At 64.2% G+C, this 20,287-nt stretch carries 22 protein-coding genes and 1 tRNA gene; 18 read left to right on the forward strand and 5 right to left on the reverse strand.

Annotation, left to right across the window (positions count from 1 at the left end; genetic code table 11):
* The 3 genes from IG169_RS07310 to IG169_RS07320 form a co-directional block, all read left to right on the forward strand.
* Window positions 1-812 (forward strand): MBL fold metallo-hydrolase (locus tag IG169_RS07310; RefSeq protein WP_193175530.1); only part of this gene is annotated, 812 nt, incomplete at its 5' end.
* A gap of 40 nt (window positions 813-852) precedes the next feature.
* Window positions 853-1,341 carry a bacterioferritin gene (locus tag IG169_RS07315; RefSeq protein ID WP_193175531.1) on the forward strand — a complete coding sequence of 163 codons (489 nt, stop codon included), beginning with the start codon at window positions 853-855 and terminating at the stop codon, window positions 1,339-1,341.
* Between the two features lie 238 nt (window positions 1,342-1,579).
* On the forward strand, window positions 1,580-2,878 hold the full coding sequence (locus IG169_RS07320; protein ID WP_210325913.1) for a flavin-dependent oxidoreductase: 1,299 nt from the start codon (window positions 1,580-1,582) through the stop codon (window positions 2,876-2,878).
* Between the two features lie 3 nt (window positions 2,879-2,881).
* On the opposite strand, the gene IG169_RS07325 is transcribed toward IG169_RS07320, so the two are convergent.
* Entirely contained in the window at window positions 2,882-4,990 is a 2,109-nt protein-coding gene (locus IG169_RS07325) for a molybdopterin-containing oxidoreductase family protein (RefSeq protein ID WP_193175532.1), read from the reverse strand.
* 47 nt (window positions 4,991-5,037) lie between these two features.
* Here IG169_RS07325 and IG169_RS07330 point away from each other — a divergent pair, with 47 nt between their 5' ends.
* From IG169_RS07330 to IG169_RS07345, 4 genes are all read left to right on the forward strand, one after another.
* The gene (locus IG169_RS07330; protein WP_193175533.1) at window positions 5,038-5,895 is read left to right on the forward strand and encodes a 23S rRNA (adenine(2030)-N(6))-methyltransferase RlmJ; all 858 of its coding nucleotides are present in this window, start codon (window positions 5,038-5,040) and stop codon (window positions 5,893-5,895) included.
* Window positions 5,896-5,998: 103 nt separating this feature from the next.
* Window positions 5,999-6,460, forward strand: coding sequence for a hypothetical protein (locus IG169_RS07335; protein WP_193175534.1), 462 nt, complete (start codon window positions 5,999-6,001; stop codon window positions 6,458-6,460).
* A 55-nt stretch (window positions 6,461-6,515) separates the two neighbouring features.
* Complete coding sequence (locus tag IG169_RS07340; protein ID WP_343225612.1) at window positions 6,516-7,184, forward strand: ribonuclease T2 family protein; 669 nt, start codon at window positions 6,516-6,518, stop codon at window positions 7,182-7,184.
* A gap of 25 nt (window positions 7,185-7,209) precedes the next feature.
* Window positions 7,210-7,812, forward strand: a complete 603-nt coding sequence (locus IG169_RS07345) for a glutathione S-transferase (protein WP_193175536.1) — start codon at window positions 7,210-7,212, stop codon at window positions 7,810-7,812.
* A 65-nt stretch (window positions 7,813-7,877) separates the two neighbouring features.
* On the opposite strand, the gene IG169_RS07350 is transcribed toward IG169_RS07345, so the two are convergent.
* Window positions 7,878-8,528, reverse strand: a complete 651-nt coding sequence (locus tag IG169_RS07350) for an outer membrane protein (RefSeq protein ID WP_193175537.1) — start codon at window positions 8,526-8,528, stop codon at window positions 7,878-7,880.
* A 253-nt stretch (window positions 8,529-8,781) separates the two neighbouring features.
* On the opposite strand from IG169_RS07350, the gene IG169_RS07355 reads away from it, so the two are divergent.
* The 6 genes from IG169_RS07355 (at window position 8,782) to IG169_RS07380 (ending at window position 13,947) form a co-directional block, all read left to right on the forward strand.
* Entirely contained in the window at window positions 8,782-9,726 is a 945-nt protein-coding gene (locus IG169_RS07355; RefSeq protein WP_193175538.1) for a calcium/sodium antiporter, read from the forward strand.
* 17 nt (window positions 9,727-9,743) lie between these two features.
* Entirely contained in the window at window positions 9,744-10,505 is a 762-nt protein-coding gene (locus IG169_RS07360) for an SDR family oxidoreductase (protein ID WP_193175539.1), read from the forward strand.
* A gap of 87 nt (window positions 10,506-10,592) precedes the next feature.
* Complete coding sequence (gene uvrC, locus IG169_RS07365; RefSeq protein ID WP_193175540.1) at window positions 10,593-12,602, forward strand: excinuclease ABC subunit UvrC; 2,010 nt, start codon at window positions 10,593-10,595, stop codon at window positions 12,600-12,602.
* A 40-nt stretch (window positions 12,603-12,642) separates the two neighbouring features.
* Entirely contained in the window at window positions 12,643-13,230 is a 588-nt protein-coding gene (gene pgsA / locus IG169_RS07370; RefSeq protein ID WP_193175541.1) for a CDP-diacylglycerol--glycerol-3-phosphate 3-phosphatidyltransferase, read from the forward strand.
* Window positions 13,230-13,484: a molybdopterin converting factor subunit 1 gene (moaD, locus tag IG169_RS07375; RefSeq protein WP_193175542.1), complete on the forward strand. Its 255-nt coding sequence runs from the start codon at window positions 13,230-13,232 to the stop codon at window positions 13,482-13,484. Before pgsA ends, moaD begins: the two co-directional genes overlap by 1 nt.
* A gap of 1 nt (window position 13,485) precedes the next feature.
* Window positions 13,486-13,947, forward strand: coding sequence for a molybdenum cofactor biosynthesis protein MoaE (locus IG169_RS07380; protein ID WP_193175543.1), 462 nt, complete (start codon window positions 13,486-13,488; stop codon window positions 13,945-13,947).
* 33 nt (window positions 13,948-13,980) lie between these two features.
* Here the strand turns inward: IG169_RS07380 and IG169_RS07385 are convergent.
* Window positions 13,981-14,056, reverse strand: a tRNA-Ala gene (locus IG169_RS07385).
* A gap of 63 nt (window positions 14,057-14,119) precedes the next feature.
* Window positions 14,120-14,761 carry a PAQR family membrane homeostasis protein TrhA gene (trhA, locus tag IG169_RS07390; protein ID WP_193175544.1) on the reverse strand — a complete coding sequence of 214 codons (642 nt, stop codon included), beginning with the start codon at window positions 14,759-14,761 and terminating at the stop codon, window positions 14,120-14,122.
* 134 nt (window positions 14,762-14,895) lie between these two features.
* Between trhA and IG169_RS07395 the strand changes: the two genes are divergently transcribed.
* Both IG169_RS07395 and IG169_RS07400 read left to right on the forward strand, forming a co-directional pair.
* Window positions 14,896-15,330: an acyl-CoA thioesterase gene (locus IG169_RS07395; RefSeq protein ID WP_193175545.1), complete on the forward strand. Its 435-nt coding sequence runs from the start codon at window positions 14,896-14,898 to the stop codon at window positions 15,328-15,330.
* A gap of 66 nt (window positions 15,331-15,396) precedes the next feature.
* Window positions 15,397-16,605, forward strand: a complete 1,209-nt coding sequence (locus IG169_RS07400; protein ID WP_193175546.1) for an amidase family protein — start codon at window positions 15,397-15,399, stop codon at window positions 16,603-16,605.
* 86 nt (window positions 16,606-16,691) lie between these two features.
* Here IG169_RS07400 and ndk read toward each other — a convergent pair whose 3' ends face one another.
* Window positions 16,692-17,114 (reverse strand): nucleoside-diphosphate kinase, encoded by a 423-nt coding sequence (ndk, locus tag IG169_RS07405; protein WP_193175547.1) that lies wholly within the window; start codon window positions 17,112-17,114, stop codon window positions 16,692-16,694.
* Between the two features lie 128 nt (window positions 17,115-17,242).
* Between ndk and IG169_RS07410 the strand changes: the two genes are divergently transcribed.
* From IG169_RS07410 to IG169_RS07420, 3 genes are all read left to right on the forward strand, one after another.
* Window positions 17,243-17,761, forward strand: coding sequence for a DinB family protein (locus tag IG169_RS07410; RefSeq protein WP_193175548.1), 519 nt, complete (start codon window positions 17,243-17,245; stop codon window positions 17,759-17,761).
* Window positions 17,762-17,886: 125 nt separating this feature from the next.
* A complete protein-coding gene (locus IG169_RS07415) occupies window positions 17,887-18,318 on the forward strand; it encodes a YchJ family protein (protein WP_193175549.1) in 432 nt (143 codons plus the stop codon).
* 74 nt (window positions 18,319-18,392) lie between these two features.
* Window positions 18,393-20,285, forward strand: a complete 1,893-nt coding sequence (locus IG169_RS07420; protein WP_193175550.1) for an ABC-F family ATP-binding cassette domain-containing protein — start codon at window positions 18,393-18,395, stop codon at window positions 20,283-20,285.
* The last annotated feature ends 2 nt before the right edge of the window (window positions 20,286-20,287 follow it).

Here is a 20,287-nt window from a genome sequence, read left to right on the forward strand (position 1 = left end):
ATGTTTTTCACGATCCGCAGACCATGAAGGGTGCGATCGTCGATCCCGTACTCAATTTCGACCCGATGTCGGCCTCGACGACCACCGACAGCGCCGACGAAATCCTGCGTTACGTCGCCGACGCCGGGATCGAGATCGTCTGGATCCTCGACACCCATCCGCATGCCGATCATTTCACAGCCGCGTCCTATATGAAGGAAAAGCTCGGCGCGCCGACCGGCATCGGCGAGCATGTCATCAAGGTCCAGAAATTGTGGAAGGATATATACAATCTGCCGGACGATTTCCCGACCGACGGCAGCCAGTGGGACCGCCTTTTCGCCGACGGCGAGGAGTTCGCGGTCGGTACCGTGCCGGTGCGGGTGATGTTCTCGCCGGGACACACCATGGCCTCGATCACCTATGTCGCCGGCAATGCCGCCTTCGTGCACGACACATTGATGATGCCGGACAGCGGCACCAGCCGGGCCGACTTTCCCGGCGGCGATTCCTCTGCGCTTTACAACAGCCTGCAGGCGATCCTGTCGTTGCCCGAGGAGACCCGCATTTTCGTCGGCCACGACTACCGGCCGGACGGGCGCGATCCCCGTTGCGAGTCCACGGTCGGCGAACAGAAGCGCCAGAACATCCACCTGAGGGGCGGTAAAAGCGAGGCGGATTATGTCTCCCTGCGCGACAGGCACGACGCGACATTACCGCTGCCTAAACTGATGCTCGCCGCATTGCAGGTGAACACAAGGGGCGGCCGGCTGCCGGAAGCCGAAAACAACGGCACCGCCTATTTGAAAATCCCGCTCAACCGGTTCAAGTAAAGCTTCGCGGCCGGTCAACCACGTCAAAGGAGAAGCCATCATGGCGCACAAGGAAACACTGAAGAACCTGCAGAAAGCCCTGAGCATGGAACTCAGCGCTGCGCATCAGTACCAGCTGCACGCGCACGTGCTCGACGACTGGGGCATCGACCGCCTCGCCGGCAAGATGCGCGAGGAGATGCAGGAGGAACTCGGCCACTCCGACGCCTATATCGAGCGCATCATGTTCCTGAAGGGCGATCCGGAACTCTGCCTCGCCAAGCCGCCGGCACGCGCGCAGTCGCTGGCCGACATGTTCGAGTCGGACCTGGCCGACGAGAAGGAGGCGATCGAATTCTACACGCAAGCGGCACGCCAGGCGTATGAGGACGGCGACGTCGGGTCGCGCGTGCTGTTCGAGAAGATTGTCCTCGACGAGGAGGGCCACATGGCCTGGCTGGAGCTCCAGCTCGACCTCATCGCCCGCATGGGCGAGAAGGCCTATGTCGCAAAGCACGTGTCCGCGCCAGGAGAGCATGACGAGGACTGAGGCTTTCCATTTGCCGTAAACTACCTACAGCAACGCGACGTCCACTCAATGCGGGCGTCGCGTTTTTCGTCCATGAGACCCCGGACGCATCAAGCCATTCCCACGCAGATGCACTTCGTCACGGAGATGTTTCTGTCCGCATCGCCCGGTTTGGCCGGTTTTCCATAAAACTGCACCGCCGGCGTTGAGATATCGGCAATTCTTGCTATGAACCGCGGGCCTTGCGGAGGAGCAGATGATGGCCAAACCCCTTGTGATGATTGCCGGCGGCGGCATTGGCGGGCTCGCCACGGCGCTGACGTTGCACCAGATCGGCGTGCCCTGCGTCGTGTTCGAATCCGTCAGGGAACTGCGGCCGCTCGGCGTCGGCATCAACATCCAGCCCAATGCCGTTCGCGAACTCCACGATCTCGGCATCGGACCGGATGACCTCGACACAGTCGGCGTGCCCGCGAAGGAATGGGCGCTGGTCGGGCTCAATGGCAACGACATCTATTCCGAGCCGCGCGGCCTGCTGGCCGGCTACAACTGGCCGCAATATGCGGTGCATCGGGGCCTGTTCCACGTGCTGCTCTACGACACATTCGTCGAGCGGGCCGGGGCGGACGCGGTGCGGCTCGGCTGCCGGGTGACCGGCTACGAGAACAATGCCGACGGCACGGTGACCGCGATCATCGCGCACGCCGACGGTACGACCTCGCGCGAAACCGGCACGCTGCTGATCGGCGCCGACGGCATCCACTCCGCCGTACGTGCGCAGATGCATCCGGACCAGCCGCCGATCCACTGGGGCGGCGCGATCATGTGGCGCGGCACGACGCAGGCGAAACCGATCCGCACCGGCTCGTCCTTCGTCGGACTCGGCACGCATCGCCAGCGCATGGTGATCTACCCGATCTCGCATCCCGATCCGGAGACCGGGCTCGCCACGATAAACTGGATCGCCGAGGTGACGCTGGACAACACCGAAGGCTGGAAGAACAGCGGCTGGTTCCGCCAGGTCGAACTCGAGGAGTTCGTCCACCATTTCGACGGCTGGACCTGGGACTGGCTGGACGTGCCGGCGCTGCTGCGCGGCGCCGACATCGCCTACGAGAACCCGATGATCGACCGCGACCCGGTTCCGACATGGCGCGACGGCAATGTCGCGCTGATGGGCGACGCGGCGCATGCCATGTATCCGACGGGCTCGAACGGCGCGAGCCAGGCGATTATCGACGCGCGCGTGCTCGGCACGTGCCTGCTGGAGCACGGCGTGACGAGCGAGGCGCTCGCCGCCTATGACGAGAAGCTGTGCGGCCCGGTTTCCGAACTGATCCTGCGCAATCGCGGCGCCGGCCCGTTCGGGCTTTTGAACATGGTCGACGAGCGCTGTGGCGGCGAGTTCGACAATATCGACGACGTGATCCCGGCAGAGGAACGCGCGGAGTTCATGGCGAAATACAAGGCCGCCGCGGGCTTTGCCATCGAGAAGCTGAACGGCTCGCCGCGCACCATCGCAGAGGGCGCGAAGGTGCAGATTCCCGCAGAGGCGTAAGGGCTAAAGCGCCCTCACCCAGACCCTCGCGTCATGCACTGCGGCGCCGCCATAGGGCGCGACGCTGTCGGCTCCGGTCAGCGTGTTGATGCCGCAGCCGTTCAGATGCGCCCTGTTCGGCCACAGGCCCTCGGCGACCAGCGTGCCGCGCATCGGGCGGTCCGAGACCTTCAGATGCAGATGCACCTCGCCGCGCGTGTTGCCGAGCGCAACCGCCGCGCCGTCCTCAAGGCCGAGCGCCGCCGCATCGTCGGTATGGATCATCACCTGCGGCCTGCCCTCCTTCTTCACCGAGCCGGGCGTCTCGGAGAAGGTGGAATTGAGGAAGGAGCGCGCCGGCGACGTGGCGAGCCGGAACGGATGCCCGGCGTCAGGGGCTTCTGTGAGTTCGACATGGTCGGGAAAGGCCGGAAGCGCGCCGGCGGGGCCCTGCGGCCCCATCGATTTCGGCGGGCTGTTGGGTGACGGCCCCGCCATCCAGTCGGGAGAGAAACGGAACTTGCCGTCGGGATGGCCGAAACCGCCGATGTAGTGCGCCGTGTCGAAATCCGGCTGGATATCCAGCCAGCCCTTTTGCTTCAGGCTGGCGAAGGTCTCGCCATAGCCGCCGGCGGCGAGCATCGCGTCGATCAGTTCTTGCTCGGTCCGGCCGAAGCCGGCCATGTGATCGACGCCGAGGCGCTTGCCCAGTTGCTCGAAGACGAAGTGGTTCGGCCGCGTCTCGCCCGGCCCGTCGATCAGTTTCGGCCCGAGCATGATGTGCTGGTGGCCGCCGCCCTTGTAGATGTCGTCATGCTCGAGGAACATCGTCGCCGGCAGCACGACGTCGGCGAGGTCCGCCGTCTCGGTCATGAACTGCTCGTGCACGACGGTGAACAGGTCTTCGCGCGCCAGCCCCCGCCGCACCAGCGCCTGTTCCGGCATCACATTGGCCGGATTGGTGTTCTGGATCAGCATGGCGGTCACTGGCGGTCCGTCCTGTAGGGCCTCGGCGTCTCCCGTCAGCACGCGGCCGATCTTCGACTGGTCGAGCCAGCGGATATCCGGATCGGCATAGGCCGTGCCCATGATCTCGCTCTTGTCGAGCCTGTAGATCGCGCCGTTGTTGTGGAACGCGCCGCCGCCCTCATGCTGCCAGGAGCCAAGTACGGTCGGCACGCAGGCGGCGGCGTGCATCGAGACCGTGCCATTGCGGTTGCGGGTGAAACCGTAGCCGAGGCGGAAGAAGGTGCGTTTCGTCGTTCCGACCAGTTTGGCGAAGGCCTCGATCTCCTCGACAGAGAGCCCGGTGATCGCGGCCGCCCATTGCGGCCCGCGCGTCGCCAGATGCGCTTCGAGGCCGGCCGGATCGTCGGCATATTTCGCCATGTAGTCCCGGTCGGCATAGCCGTCGCGGAAGGCGACATGCATTACCGCGCAGGCGAGCGCCGCGTCGGTTCCGGGCTTCAGGACCAGCCCGATGTCGGCCTGGGCGATGGTGTCGTTGGCGTAGATGTCGATGGCGACAATCTTCGCGCCGCGATCCTTGCGCGCCTTGATCGCGTGCGTCATCACATTGACCTGCGTGGCGACCGGATTGGTGCCCCAGATGACGACGCAATCGGCCAGCGCCATCTCGCGCGGATCCGGCCCGGCGAGCCTGCCGGTGCCCATGACATAGCCCGTCCAGGCCATGTTGGTGCAGATCGTGTCGAACTGGTTCGAGTAGCGTTTGGCGTGGCGCAGGCGGTTGATGCCGTCGCGCTGCACCTGGCCCATCGTGCCGGCGAAGAAATAGGGCCAGACCGTCTCCGAACCGTGTTCCCGCTCCGCCGCCACAAAGCGTTCGGCGACCAGATCGAGCGCGGCATCCCAGGAAGCGCGCTGCCATTCGCCGGCGCCCTTGGCGCCCTTGCGGACCAGCGGATGAAGCAGGCGATCCGGATGATGGATGCGCTCGGCGTAGCGGGCGACCTTGGCGCAGACGACGCCGGCGGTGTAGCTGTTGTCCTTCGCGCCGCGAACCCGGCCGATCCGCGCGCCATCCTCGACCTCGACATCGAGCGCGCAGCAGGACGGGCAGTCATGCGGGCAGGTTGAACGGAATGTCTCGATTTTCGGTGCGATATTCATGGCAAGGACACTAGCGGCAAGCGCAAGAGCGCGATAGGAGCAGCGGAATGAATTACCGCCACATTTTCCACGCCGGCAATTTCGCCGATGTGTTCAAGCACATCGTGCTGACCCGCGTCATCAAATACATGCAGAAGAAGGACGCCGCCTTCCGCGTGCTCGACACCCATGCCGGCCTCGGCGTCTACGACCTGTCGTCGGAACAGGCGCAGAAGACCGGCGAATGGAAGACCGGCATCGGCAAGGTGCTGGATAAGGCCGAGAAGGCGCCGGCCGACGTGCGCGAGCTGATCGCACCCTATCTCGACAGCGTGCGCGCGCTCAATCCGGCCGGCGGCATCGCGCTCTATCCCGGCTCGCCGATGATCGCGCGCGAGCTGTTTCGCAAACAGGACCGCCTGACTGCGCTGGAACTGCATCCGGAGGACTACGAGGTCCTGCATTCGCATTTCGCCGGCGACTACCAGGTCCGGGTGAACGAACTCGACGGCTGGCTCGGCATCAAGTCGCACCTGCCGCCCAAGGAGCGCCGCGGCATCGTGCTCGTCGATCCGCCGTTCGAGGTCTATCACGAGTTCTTCAACATCCTGACCGCGCTGAAAGAAGGCCACAAGCGCTTCGCCTCGGGCACCTTTCTGCTGTGGTATCCGGTCAAGCACCGCAAGGGCATCAGCGAATTCCGCGAGGAACTGCGGGCGGCGAAGATCCCGCGCATTCTCGACACGACGCTGGAAGTGCGCTCGTCCGGCGCCGACATACGCTTCGACGGTTCGGGGATGATCGTCGTCAACCCGCCCTACACGCTGGAAAACGAGTTGCGCACCATCCTGCCCTGGCTCGTTTCCGTGCTCGAATTCAAAAAAGGGGCCGGCAGCTACTCGATCAACTGGCTGGCCGGCGAGTAAAAACCGCCCGACTGTGGCATCCGTGCCATAGGAAGCGGGGTGACTGCGGTCCGCGAATAAGGTAATCAGCTTGCAACACGCGATTGCGGAAAAGGAGCACCCGATGTCCAGCCGAGTTTCATCTGCCACACGCGGAATTCTGGCCGCAACGATTTTGGCGGCGGCTCCGGTAACCGCCTCGCAGGCCGCCGATCTGGTCGCGCCGGGGCCCTATGTCGCCGCCCAGCCGGATTCGCTTTGCGCCGAGGCCGGCCATTTGGCGTCGATCGAGCGCCGGTTCGGCATCCAGGCGCGCGAGGTGCACCATCAGCCGGGCCTGTCGATCGTCTCGATTTCGAACTTCCGCGAAAACCGCTACGAGCCGATGGAAGAGGACATCAGTTCGGTGGACCGGCTCTATTGTCAGGCTACCGCCGCGACGTCTGACGGAGAGACCCGCACGCTGTGGTACCTGATCGAATATGGCGAAGGCTTTGCCGGCGTCTTCGGCGACAATGTCGAGTTCTGCCTGTCCGGCCTCGACCGCTGGAACGTGCATGACGGTTATTGCCGCGTCCTGCGCTAGGCACATCCTCACCTGATCGATGGTGCGCACGCCGCCAGCCCTGACCGGCGCCCTGGTGGCGATTGTATTGACGCTCGTCGCCTGCGAGGACGATAGCGCCGCGCCGGCGGCTGGCAACGCCGCGGCCGAGAGGCCGACAGTTCCCCAAGGCAGCGGTTTCGACTTCCTCGTCCTCGCGCTGTCCTGGTCGCCGAGCTATTGCGCCTCGGAGGGCAAACACGCCAACACGCAGCAATGCGGCGCGTCGCGCAGCCATGGCTTCGTCGTGCACGGGCTGTGGCCGCAATTCGAGAAAGGCTATCCGAGCGACTGCCCGACGGATCAGCCGCTCGGCGTGCCGCGGTCATTGTCGGATTCGATGCTCGACATCATGCCCTCGACGGGGCTGATCCGTCACGAATGGAAAACGCACGGGACCTGTTCCGGCCTGTCCCAGAAAGACTATTTCAAGCTGACGCGCATGGCCTTCGAGGCGGTGGCGATACCCGGCGATTACCGGGCGGCGAAGAACATCCGCTCCATCAACCCGGATAGCGTCGAGACAGCCTTTAAAGCCGTCAATCCCGGTATGCACGGCAACGCGATTGCAGTCACCTGCGACCGCCGCTACCTTCGCGACGTCCGCATCTGCATGACACGCGATCTCACCGGTTTCACATCCTGCCCGGAAGTCGACGGCGACGCCTGCGACAGGAAAACCGCCGTCATGCCCCCTGCCCGATAGACCACGCCAGACAGAAAGACATTCCATGGCCCGCCTGCTTTTTTCTCCCGCATCCCCCTACAGCGCCAAGGTCCGCATGGCGGCCACGTGGCTCGGCCTGCCGATCGAGGCGGAGACGGTGAACACAAACGACGAGCCGGCGCTGCTAGTCGGCAACAACCCGCTCGGCAAGATCCCGACGCTGATCCTCGACGACGGCACGGCGCTGTTCGACAGCCGGGCCATCATGCAGGAACTCGACCGGATGAGCGGGCGCAAGCTGTTCCCGCGCAACACGCGGAAACGCATGGAGGCCGAGCGCCTCGAAGCGCTTGGCGACGGCATCGCCGATTGCCTCCTCGCGCAGGTCTATGAAAAGCGGTTCCGGCCGGCCGAAAAGGTTCACCAGCCCTGGCTCGACCTCCAGGCGCGCAAGGTCGCGCGCGGGCTCGACTGGCTGAACGAAAACCCGCCACGGGTGACGACCAGGCTGCATGGCGGGCAATTCGCCGTCGCGGCGATGATCGGCTATCTCGACCTGCGTTTCGCGGATATGAACTGGCGGCGCGGCCGGCCGAAACTGAAGCGGTTCGAGGACCGGTTCGCGAAAACCTTCGAGGACTACGCGACACTGCGCCCGCAGGGCTGACGCGGATATAAAAAGCCCGCGCGGATCGCTCCGCGCGGGCTTCTTGTTGTCCGATTGCCTAACGGTCAGAACTTCACGCCGATACCGGCATTGACCGTATGCTCGGTAAAGCCCGAGGACACGGTTCCGGCGCCCAGGGTAAAGTCCTTGGAGCCATAATCCGTATAGCGGTACTCGAGACGGCCGAAGACATTGTCGGTCAACAGCGCCTCGGCGCCGGCGCCGACCGTCCAGCCGACGAGCGTATTGCTGTCCTTGACCGTGCCGTCGTTCAGTTCCGCGCCGGTGATCGCGAGACCGCCGGTGCCGTAGATCATCAGCGGATCGAAGGCATAGCCGACGCGACCGCGAAGCGAACCGAAGCCGGTCTGCTTGGCTTCGACACCGCCCAGCGTACCGCTGGCGCCGGAATACCCGGCGTCGAGTTCAGCACCGAGGACCAGCGGACCGGTCTGCCAGTTGTAGCCGGCAAAGGCGCCGCCGCTCCAGCCGTCGGCATTGATGTCGCCGATGGTGGTCACGTCGAAATTACCCCAGTTGTAGCCGGCGAAAGCACCCACATAGATGCCCGACCACGTGGCAGCCGGTGTCGTCACCTGTACCGGAGCCGCCATCGGCGGTTGAGGCGGGGCCTCCACGGCATCGGCCGCGAGCGCCGCATTTCCGGCCATCGCCGCAATCGCGATGCCACCGGCAAGTTTCGTCAAAATACGCATTTCATTCTCCTTCAGATTCCTGAATACGTGCTCTCGCGCGGAGCGCCGTTCGGCGAGCACGTCTGTGCCCCAAACTCCCGGTTCCAGATTTGGTTCCCGAATGCGGCGTTTGCGTTGCCGGAATGAGGAGATTCAGTGGCCGAAAAATGAAGGCCCGCAGGTGTGTTTTTTCCGCAACAGCCCGAGGGCTCACCTTTTTTCACGCAGACAACGCCTATATAGAGGGGACGATTTCCCCCGATTGCGGATGCACATGCTTTTTGATGCCCTTATGCTCGTCGCCGGCCTCGTCCTTCTCGTGTTCGCCGGCGATTTTCTCGTCAAAGGCGCGGCCGGGCTGGCGGAAAACCTCGGCATCCCGCCGCTGATCATCGGGCTGACCATCGTCGCCTTCGGTACGTCGGCGCCCGAACTGATGGTTTCGCTGCAATCCGCACTTTCCGGGGCGCCCGACATCGCGGTGGGCAATGTCGTCGGCTCAAACATCGCAAACATTCTCCTCGTCATGGGCATTCCGGCGCTGTTCGCGCCGATCCACGCCAACCAGCACGGGCTGGCGCGCAATGTCGCGGTGATGCTCGTCTTCACGGTCGCCTTCATGTGGATGATCAGCGACGGCATATTGCAGCGCGTCGAGGCGGCCGGGCTGTTCGTCGGCCTGCTGCTGTTCATCCTCGCCCAGATCCTGCGGGCGCGGGCCCATATCGACGAGGAAGAGCCGGAAGACTATCACGCCGAACTGGGCGAGATGCCGCACGCGCCGGCCAAGATCGCGCTGTCGCTGGCCGGCGGGCTCATCGGCCTGCCGCTCGCCGCGCACCTGACCGTCGGGGGGGCGTCGGGGCTCGCCGAGACCTTCGGCGTCTCGCAGGCGGCGATCGGCCTGACCATCGTCGCCGTCGGCACGTCGCTGCCGGAACTGGCGACGACGTTGGCCGCCGCCTGGCGCAAGAACGCCGACGTCGCGCTCGGCAACATCATCGGCTCGAACATCTTCAACATCGCCGCGATCATGGGCATCACCGGGCTGATCGTCCCGGTTCCGGTCTCATCCATCATGATCGACCGCGACATGTGGATCATGCTGGCGACGGCTACCGCACTTGCCGTCATCTGTTTCATCCGCTTCACGACAGGCCGCATTCTCGGCACTGCTATGTTTGCGGCCTATCTGGCCTATATCGTGTCGGTGTTCTGAAAAGGCGGAGGTTTCTCGTGCAGACAAAAGGCGTGGCGCTGATTACCGGCGCGGCAAAGCGGATCGGCCGGGCGATCGCCGAAGACCTGTCGGAAAACGGCTTCGGCGTCGTCATCCATGCCAACCGCTCGATCGCCGAAGCCGAGGCATTCGCGGCGGAACTGCGCGCAAGGGGCCGCGAGGCCGTCGCGGTGCGCGCCGATCTCTGCGACCTCGAAGCGGTCTCCGGACTGATCGCGCAGGCGTCGGAACTGGCCGGCCCGGTCAACCTTCTGGTCAACAATGCCTCGGCCTTCGAACGCGACGAAATCGGCGATCTCGACGCGGACGTCTGGGACCGGCATTTCGCGGTCCACCTGAAAGCGCCGGCCTTTCTCGCGCAGGCGTTCGCGGCAAATCTGCCGGAGGGACGCGTCGGCCTGATCGTCAACATGATCGACCAGCGCGTCTGGCACCCGACGCCGCATTTCTTCTCCTACACGCTCTCCAAGGGCGCCGCATGGACGATGACGCAAACGATGGCGCAGGCGCTCGCGCCGCGCATCCGCGTCAACGCGATCGGTCCCGGGCCGACCATGAAGAGCGCGCGCCAGAGCGAGGAGGATTTCCGCAAGCAGACCGAAGCCGTGCTGCTCGGCCACGGACCGGACCTGAGCGAATTCGGCGCCACCGTCCGCTACCTGTGGGAAAACCGGTCGATCACCGGCCAGATGATCGCGCTGGACGGCGGCCAGCATCTGGCCTGGGAAACGCCGGACGTTGCGGGCATTGCCGAATAGCACCATCTGTCAGCAAGGCGTGACTTGCGCACCGCCCTAATGCGCCGCGGGCTTGATGCCGCGTCGCGACACAGATGATATGCAGAAATGACCGCGAAACCGATTCCCGACGCAGACAAGATTGCCGAAGCCGAACTGGACGGCGGCGACGACCCCGTCGTGGCCGCGCTCGGCAAGGATCTCGTCTGGGACACGGCGGACAATCTTGCCGAAGACCTCAGCGGCGCGGAGCTCATCAAAGCCTATGTGAAACGGCTGCCGAACGCGCCGGGCGTCTACCGCATGTTCAACGCCGAGGGCGACGTGCTCTATGTCGGCAAGGCGTCGAGCCTGAAGAAACGCGTGACGAACTACGCGCAGGGCCGCGGCCACTCCAACCGCATCACGCGGATGATCGGGCTGACGGCGGCAATGGAATTCGTCACCACGCGCACCGAGACCGAGGCGCTGCTGCTCGAGGCGAACCTGATCAAGCGGCTACGCCCGCGCTTCAACGTGCTGATGCGCGACGACAAGTCGTTTCCCTATATCCTGCTCACCGGCGACCACGAGGCGCCGGGCATTTTCAAGCATCGCGGCGCGCAATCGAAAAAGGGCGACTATTTCGGCCCGTTCGCATCGGCGGGCGCGGTCGGGCGCACCATCAACGCGCTGCAGCGCGCCTTCCTGCTGCGTACCTGCACCGACAGCGTCTACGAGAGCCGGACGCGGCCCTGCCTGCTTTACCAGATCAAGCGCTGTTCCGGCCCGTGCACCGGGGAGATCTCCACCGCGGACTATGCCGAACTGGTCGACGAGGCCAAGGCGTTCCTGTCGGGGCGCAGCCAGGCGATCCAGGCCGCGATGTCGAAGACGATGCAGCAGGCGGCCGAAAATCTCGATTTCGAGCGCGCCGCCGTCTATCGCGACCGCATCGCCGCCCTGACGGCGATCCAGAGCCACCAGGGCATCAATCCGCAGACCGTCGACGAGGCGGATATCTTCGCCATCCAGCAGCAGGGCGGGATGACCTGCATCCAGGTGTTCTTCTTCCGCACCGGCCAGAACTGGGGCAACCGCGCCTATTTCCCGAAGGCCGATACGGCGCTCGAAGCCGACGAGGTGCTCGGCGCGTTCATTTCGCAGTTCTACGACAACAAGCCGGTGCCGAAACTCGTCCTCACCTCGGAAACGGTCGCCGAGGCGGATCTGCTCGCCGCGGCGCTGTCACTGAAGGCGGGGCGCAAGGTCGCGGTGGCGAAACCGCAGCGCGGCGAGCGGCGCGACCTGATGGACCATGCGCTGACCAATGCGAAGGAGGCGCTCGGACGGCGGCTCGCCGAGACTTCGTCGCATGCCAAGCTGATGGCCGGCGCGGCCGAGGCGCTGCAGCTGACGCGCGTGCCGCGGCGCATCGAGGTCTATGACAATTCTCACATCATGGGCACCAACGCCGTCGGCGCGATGATCGTCGCCGGGCCGGAAGGCTTCGCCAAGAACCAGTACCGCAAGTTCAACATCAAGTCGGAGAGTGCGACGCCGGGCGACGACTTCGCGATGATGCGCGAGGTGATGGAGCGCCGCTTCTCGCGGCTGGTCAAGGAGGAAGGCATCCCCGACCGGTCGGCGGAAACCGAGGCCGAGGAAAGCGACGCGATCCCCGCATGGCCGGATCTGCTGCTGATCGACGGCGGCCTCGGCCAGATCAACGCCGTCATGAAAATCCTCCGGGAACTCGGCGTCGACAAGTCGGTCGACGTCGTCGGCGTCGCCAAGGGCGTCGACCGGGACGCCGGGCGCGAGCGCTTCTTCATCCCCGGCAAGGCGGATTTCACCCTGCCGCCGCGCGATCCCGTGCTCTATTTCATCCAGCGCTTGCGCGACGAGGCGCACCGCTTCGCCATCGGCTCGCACCGGGCGCGGCGCAAGAAGGAGATGGTGAAGAACCCGCTCGACGAGATCGGCGGTATCGGACCGGCGCGCAAACGTGCGCTGCTGCACCATTTCGGAACCGCAAAAGGCGTTGCGCGCGCGGCGCTCGACGACCTGGAGAAGGTCGAAGGCATCTCCGAAGCGATGGCGCGCCAGATCTACGATCATTTCCATCAGTCAGGATAAGCCCTTGACCGCCGGGGCTTCCGGTGCTTCTCACAAAGTCATGGCCCGCAGCGCTTACAATCTGCCGAACATCCTCACCTACGCCCGCATTCTCGCGGTGCCGTTGATCGTCGCGTGTTTCTTCCTGGAAGGGCGGCTGCAATCCAGTGATTTCGCGCGCTGGCTGGCGTTCGGCATCTTTACCGCCGCGAGCCTGACCGACTTCTTCGACGGCTATCTCGCGCGCAAGTGGAAACAGACCTCCAATATCGGCCGGATGCTGGATCCGATCGCCGACAAGCTGGTCGTCTCCGTCGTGCTGTTGCTGCTCGCCGCCGACCGTTCGATCGCCGGCTGGAGCCTGTGGGCGGGCGTCATCATCCTGTGCCGCGAAATCCTGGTCTCGGGCCTGCGCGAATATCTCGCCTCGCTGGAAGTCTCGGTGCCGGTCACATGGCTCGCCAAATGGAAGACGGCGATCCAGCTCGTCGCCATCGGCTTCCTGCTCGTCGGCCCCGCCGGTGACAAGGTCATGCCTTATGTCACCGAAACGGGCCATGTGCTGCTGTGGATTTCGGCGATCGTGACCCTCTATACCGGCTGGGACTATTTCCGCTCCGGACTGAAGCATGTGATCGAGGATGAGTGATGACGAAACTGGTCTATTTCGCTTGGGTGCGCGAGCGCATCGGCGTCGGCGAGGAACAAATCGACCTGCCGGAAACGGTCAAGACCGGCGCCGACCTGCTGTCGTGGATGAAGACGCGCGGCGAAAACTACGAGGCCGCGCTCGCCGTCGACAACGCGATCCGCATCGCCGTCGACCAGGAACATGTCGATCACGACGAGCCGATCGGGAGCCCGCGCGAGATCGCGCTGTTCCCGCCGATGACCGGAGGCTGAGGTGACGGCGACGGACCCCGTCATCCGCGTCCAGCGGGAAGATTTCGACATCGCCGCCGAAAGCGCCCGGCTGACGCAGGGCCGGTCGGATGTCGGCGCGGTCGTCACCTTTGCCGGGCTCTGCCGCGACGAAGGCGGGACGCTTGCCGCACTGGAACTGGAACATTATCCGGGCATGGCGGAGGCCGAGATCACCCGCATCGCGAAGCAGGCCGCCGAGCGCTGGCCGGTCACGGGGCTGACGGTGATCCACCGTTTCGGAAAGATCGCACCGGGCGAGAACATCGTCCTCGTCGTCGCCTCGTCGGCGCATCGCCAGGCCGCCTTCGACGCAGCGAGTTTCCTCATGGATTTCCTGAAAACCCGGGCGCCCTTCTGGAAGAAGGAACACCGCAAGGACGGAACGACGGGCGAATGGGTGGAGGCGAAGGACGCCGACGACAAGGCGGCGGAGCGCTGGTAGAGGCGCCGCGATCTCGCATTTTTCAGGGATTGATGGTGGAGCCGAGGGGAATCGAACCCCTGACCTCGTCATTGCGAACGACGCGCTCTCCCGACTGAGCTACGACCCCATCAACAGGACCGCGATTTTCTGCACCCGGCGGCATTTGTCCAGAGGGCTGATGCGTTTTTTATCAGGCGAGCGTGAACGTTCCGGCGGCGACCGCGGTGAAATGGCAGGCCGACGCGGCAAGCACGAATGCATGCCAGATCGCATTCTGGTATTTCAGCCCGTTCCACTGGTGGAAGATCACGCCGACCGAATAGAGCAGGCCGCCGGCGAGGATCAGCATCGACGCGGATACCGGCAGCGTGGAGAAGATAGGCCAGGCGAGCGTCAGGCTCGCCCATCCGAGCACCAGGAAGATTCCAACCGTGATGCCCTCGAGCTTGTGCGCCACGAAGATCTTGGCAGCGGCGCCGAGGATCGCCGTAATCCACACGAAAGCGAGAACGCCATAGGCGAAAGCGCCGCCGATCAGAATCACCAAAGGCGTGTAAGTCCCTGCAATCTTGAAGAAAATCGCCGCCTGATCGAACTGCCTCAGGATCGGCTTCCATGTCTCATGGGTGACCATGTGGTAGGACGCGGATACCGAGAAGAGCGTGACGACCGTCACGCCGTAGATAGCGAGCGCGGTGGTGGAAAACACGTCGAGGGTCGGTATCGCGGAAACGAGAAGCATGATGACGGCGACCGTGCTCGCGGCTATCCCGACAACATGAATGATGCCGTCGGCGATGCGTTCCCCGCGTGTATAGTCCCGATTGGCCATCTCACCCCAATATATGCGTACAAAAATCCTACACGCCCAATTGCAGCAAGTCTGTGTTAATTGCCGGTGAAGCCATTTTGTCGCACCGCACAATGCGCTAGGCGGTGACGGATGCCAGACAGCCGGAGAACAGCATGAAGGATACCATCGCCAGCCTGCCGCTCGACGCCTACCCCGCGCGCACGGTCCAGACACTGCGCTACAACGACATGGACCAGGCGGGCCACGTCAACAACGCGGTCTATTCGACGATGTTCGAGGCCGGGCGGGTACCGGTCCTTTACGATCCAGACAAGCGGATGCCTCCGGACGGCTGCCATTTCTCGCTGGTACGGATCACGATCGACTACCTGGCGGAAATGACATGGCCCGGCGAGGTGGCGATCGGAACGGGCGTTACCCGGATCGGCAACTCGTCTGTCTCATTCAGGCAGGGGGTGTTCCTGGATGGCGTTTGCCGGTCATTCGCCGACTCGATCGTCGTGCTGACAAACGGAACGACGCGCAAGTCCGAGCCCCTGCCCGACCATGCCCGCGCCTGGTTCGAGGAACTGACGTTGCGGACTTGAAGCCGGACTTCGACGATTATCCGTCGACTTCCGCCCCCTCGCCAGCACATGCAAACGGAACACGACATGACTCGATTGTCAGAGCCCGATCACACCGGCGCGTTTGTCGAACATCTCGACCTTCCTCCTCACAGATCGGGGCCGCTCGACGGGCTTGGCTTCACCGTCAAGGACAATATCGACATAGCGGGACACAAGACGTCCTATGGCAGCCCCGCCTGGCGGGACGCACATCCGGCGCCGAAACACAACGCGCTCTGCGTCGATCAACTGCTTGCAGCAGGCGCCCGATGCATCGGCAAGGTTGTCGCGGATGAATTTACCTACAGCCTTGACGGGGAAAGCCAGTTTTACGGCACTCCGCGCAACGCAAAAGCCCCCGACCGCATCCCGGGCGGCTCATCGAGCGGATCTGCTGCCTCCGTCGCGGCCGGTCTGGCGGATTTCTCGATCGGCACGGATTCGGGCGGCTCGATCCGCGTTCCGGCGAGCTTGTGCGGTCTCTGGGGGATACGGCCTTCGCTGCACCGGATTTCCGAGGCGGGGGTCCTGCCCTTTATGCCCAGCGTGAGCACCGTGGGAGTGTTGGCCGCGCGGCGCGAACACCTCGACATGGCCACGCGCATGCTCTTGCGAAGCGGCAAAGCGCCGGCAAGACCCCTGCGGCAGATTCTGGTCCTGACCGATGCGCTGGAGGTGGCGGATGAGGCTGTCCGGACAGCCGTGCAGGCAGCATTGACGCGGATTGCCGACCGCACCGGCATCACACCGGAACCGGTCCGCTTCTCGCAGATTGCCGATGCCGGCGCCTCTCTGAGAGAATGCAACGAAAACGCGCTGCGGGATCTGCAAACGGCCGAATTCCAAAGCACTGTCGGGAATTGGATCGAAGCGCATAATCCCGAGCTCGGATTCACCTTCTCCATGGCCTATGGGAATGTTCTGGCCTTCGACCGTATCGCGGCTTTGGACAGTCTCGACCGCTGCGAGCGGCTCTTTGAGGCAATCAACAGCTTTCTCGAGCCCGGGGTCGTCATCTGCTTTCCAACCACTCCGGTCATCGCGCCACAGAAAGGCTCACTGAACTCCCTCGAAGCGGTGATTGATTTCTACGATCGGACGATGACGATTACGGCCTTCTCTGGCGTCGCGCGCCTGCCGGAAGTCACCGCGCCGCTTCTGACAGTCGACGGCTGCCCCGTGGGCCTCTCCTTCGCCGCAGCGCACTATCAGGACGAATTCCTGCTCGGCGCAGTGAAAACGATGCTGGGGTAATTCCCCAGGGCGCCACGCGGTCAACGAGAACGAAAAAACCGGGCTCGAAGGCCCGGTTTTTCACAATCTGAAGCTCTTTGGGCTGTTTAGCCGACGATGTCGCAGCCGGCGAACCAGAAGGCGATTTCCTCCGCAGCGGTTTCCGGCGCGTCGGAGCCGTGCACGGAATTTTCGCCGATGGAGTTGGCGAAACGCTTGCGGATCGTGCCTTCGGCGGCGTCGGCCGGATTGGTCGCGCCCATGACTTCGCGGTTCTTGGCGATCGCGTTCTCGCCTTCGAGAACCTGAACCACCGTCGGGCCGGACGACATGAACTCGGTCAGTTCGCCGAAGAAGGGGCGTTCCTTGTGGACGGCGTAGAAGGCTTCGGCCTGACGCTGGCTCATCCAGACGCGGCGGGACGCGACGACGCGAAGGCCGGCTTCCTCCAGCTTCTGGGTGATCGCGCCGGTCAGGTTGCGCTTGGTGGCGTCCGGCTTGATCATGGAAAAGGTGCGTTCGATGGCCATGTGACTGTCCTCTTGGTCGTAATGGGGGGAGAAATGATGAAATCCGGGCGGTCTATAGCTGTCCGCGCGTGGCTTGCCAAGGGGCGCGCGCCATCGCACCATCGCCCCGAAAAAACGGGATTCGAACAATGAACGGATTGCAGCACTACCGCATGTTCGCGGCCTATAACCGCTGGGCGAACGAACGGCTCTACGACGCGGCCGAATACCTTTCCGACGAGGAATGGGAGCGCGACGTGCGCGCCTTTTTCGGCTCGATGTGCGGGACGCTCAACCATGTGCTGGTGGCCGACCGGATCTGGATGAACCGCTTCACCGGAACCGGCCAGACGCATACGGTGCTGAGCGACCTGCCGCATCCGCATTTCGCTGAGCTGAAAGAAGAACGCGGCGCAATGGACGACCGCATCGCCGAATGGATCGACACGCTGGACGAGGACGCTCTCGACGGATTGTTTTCCTACACGCCGGTCACCAATCCGAAGGAGGTCACGCAGCCGCTGGCGCCGGCGCTTGCCCATTTCTTCAACCACCAGACGCACCACCGCGGCCATGCGCACATGATCCTGTCGGTGCTCGGCCACGAACCGCCGGCGCTCGACCTGATCTATTTCCTGCGCTCCGATGAAGGCGCGGAATTCGGCTGACGCGGCGGCCGCCCGGTACCGCGCATCGCCCGCAATCTTTTCGATAGCACCCGGAACGGATTGCGATTCCGCCGGCTGTCGGCCACAAGCCCGGCATGACTGTTTGATCGGATCGCAGACCTTCCATGACCACCTGCCCCTGCCAGTCCGGCAAGACCTTAGAGGCCTGTTGCGGCCGCTTCCTGTCGCGCAAGGAACAGCCAGAGACGGCTGAAGAGCTGATGCGCTCGCGCTATTCGGCGTTCGTGCGCCGCGACATCGCCTATCTGAAGGAAACCCTGTGGCCGAAGCTGCAGAAGAGCCTCGATGTGGCGGGGCTGGCCGAATGGGCCGAGACCAAGCAATGGATTGGACTGGAAATCCTGCGCACCGAGGCCGGCGGCCCGGATGACACGCGCGGCATGGTGCTGTTCATCGCGCGTTCGCTGGACGGCGGCAGGGTCACCGAACACCGCGAGAACAGCGCCTTCCGCAAGAAGAAGGGCCGCTGGTACTACGTCTCTGCGGTTACGGAAAATCAGGCCCTGGCGCTACTGAGGTCTGTGAAGGGTGGGTAGCGCCGTTCGCTGAGGTGTTGTTTTTAAGCGCCCTCCCGCTTGCGATTCCGCCGGCTTTCGGCCACAAGCCCGGCATGCTTCAAATCACCGATCTCACCTTCCGCATGATGGGCCGGCCTCTGTTCGAGGACGCGACAGCTGTTATTCCGGAGGGTATGAAAGTCGGCCTTGTCGGCCGCAACGGCACCGGCAAGACGACGCTGTTCAAGCTCATTACCGGCGACCTGTCGCCCGAAGGCGGTTCGATCGAACTGCCGAAGGGGCTGCGCATCGGCCAGGTCGCGCAGGAAGCGCCCGGCACCGAACAGACGCTGCTCGAGGTGGTGCTTGCCGCCGACACCGAGCGGACCGCGCTCATGGCCGAAGCCGAGACCGCCACAGATCCTCACCGCATCGCTGCCATCCACATCCGGCTGGCTGATATCGAGGCCCACTCGGCGGAAGCGCGCGCCGGCGCGATCCTGCACGGGCTCGGCTTCGATGCGGAAGCGCAGCAACGCCCCTGCTCTGCCTTTTCGGGCGGCTGGCGGATGCGCGTCGCGCTCGCCGCGGTGCTGTTTTCCGCGCCCGACCTGCTACTGCTCGACGAGCCGACGAACTATCTCGATCTCGAAGGCACGCTGTGGCTGGAAAACTACGTCCAGCGCTATCCGCACACCGTGGTGATCATCAGCCACGACCGCGACCTGCTGAACTCGACCACCAACGCGATCCTGCACCTGGAACAGCGCAAGCTGACCTTCTACCGCGGTAATTACGACCAGTTCGCCCGCGCCCGCTCCGAGCGGCTGATGCAGATGACGAAAATGGCGGAGAAGCAGGCCGCCAAGCGCAAGCACATGGAAGCCTTCGTCGAACGGTTCCGTGCCAAGGCATCCAAGGCGCGCCAGGCGCAGAGCCGCCTGAAGGCGCTGCAGCGCATGGCCGAGGTCGACGTCGCCATCGACAGCGACGTGCAGCCGATCCGGCTGCCCTCGCCCGAACGCCAGCCCGCCTCCCCGATCATCAACATGGAAGGCGCAAGCGCCGGCTATGTCGAAGGGACGCCGATCCTGCAGCACATGAACCTGCGAATCGACGCGGACGACCGCATCGCGCTGCTCGGCGCGAACGGCAACGGCAAGTCGACCTTCGCCAAGCTCGTCGCCAACCGGCTCCAGCCGATGGGCGGGCGGATCACGCGCGCCGACAAGCTCCGGATCGCGATGTTCGCCCAGCACCAGCTCGACGACCTCGTGCCGGAACACACGCCCTACGACCACGTGCGCGCCCTGATGACCGAAGCACCGGAATCGAAGGTGCGCGCGCGGGTCGCCCAGATGGGCCTTGGCGGCGACCGGATGAACACCAAGGCAAGGGACCTGTCGGGCGGTGAACGCGCCCGGCTGCTGATCGGCCTGGTCACTTTCGACGCGCCGCATCTGCTGATCCTCGACGAGCCGACCAACCACCTCGACATCGACAGCCGCGCGGCGCTCGCCGAGGCGCTGAACGACTATCGCGGCGCGGTGATCCTGATCAGCCATGACCGCCACCTGATCGAGGCCTGCGTCGAGCGGCTGTGGCTGGTGCATGACGGGGCCGTCGAAGCCTATGACGACGATCTCGACGCCTATCGGCGGCTGATCCTCAAGGGTCCTGCGAAATCCGGAAACGGGTCGAACGGCGCCGAACAGGGCGGCCCGGCCCTGTCGGGCAAGGAAAAGCGCAAGCTGGCGGCCGCGCGCCGTCAGGAATTCGCCCCGATGAAGAAAAAGATCAAAGATTTCGAGCATTTGATCGAAAAAGCGCAGAAAGAGATTCTGGCTATCGAGGCCGAGATGGCGACGCCGGCCGTTCTCGAAGACGCCGACAAGATGGTCGCGCTGTCGAAAAAGCGCTCCGACCTGGAAAGCCGCATCGCCGCCTGGGAAGAGGAGTGGATGGAGTTGTCGGCGCAATACGAGGACGCGATGACGGGGGCCTGACC

Source organism: Oricola nitratireducens, assembly GCF_014904745.1.
Taxonomy (GTDB): Bacteria; Pseudomonadota; Alphaproteobacteria; order Rhizobiales; family Rhizobiaceae; genus Oricola; species Oricola nitratireducens.